Genomic DNA, 450 nt, shown 5'->3' with positions numbered 1-450 from the left:
AGGAAGTAAATTCCTGTTATTATATTAGCGACCAAACCAAATAATAAAGGAGATTACTTCCATGTACAAAAATTATAACACAGCTCAAACTTGCATCGCATTAAACTTAGATTTTAATATTCCCAATAATCATATTGTGAAACTGATTGATATGTTTGTTAATACAATCCCTCATAATATTATTGAAACTTCCGTCGCGACCACCGGTCGCCCTGCTTACCATCCGGCAATGTTAATGAAAATGCTCCTCTTCGCATATTCTAGAAGAGTATTTTCCGGTCGTCGAATCGTTGAAATGAATGCTGAAAATATTCCCATGAAATGGTTAAGCCAAGATACCACAATCTCTTACAAAACAATCAATAACTTTCGTTCCAGTAAAGAAGTTTCTGACCTTATTAAGCTCGCTTTTATCTACTTTACTAAGCTGCTAGCTGACAATGGTATGAT

At 34.9% G+C, this 450-nt stretch carries 1 protein-coding gene; it reads left to right on the top strand.

The window, feature by feature from the left end; genetic code table 11:
• Nucleotides 1-61 precede the first annotated feature (61 nt).
• The coding region (locus FC26_RS08640; RefSeq protein WP_162259978.1) for a transposase at nt 62-450 on the top strand (389 nt) is incomplete at its 3' end.

It is taken from the genome of Paucilactobacillus vaccinostercus DSM 20634 (assembly GCF_001436295.1).
Classification (GTDB): Bacteria; Bacillota; Bacilli; order Lactobacillales; family Lactobacillaceae; genus Paucilactobacillus; species Paucilactobacillus vaccinostercus.
Note: the sequence above shows the minus strand (reverse complement) of the source record. Positions and strands in the feature narration are given on the sequence as shown.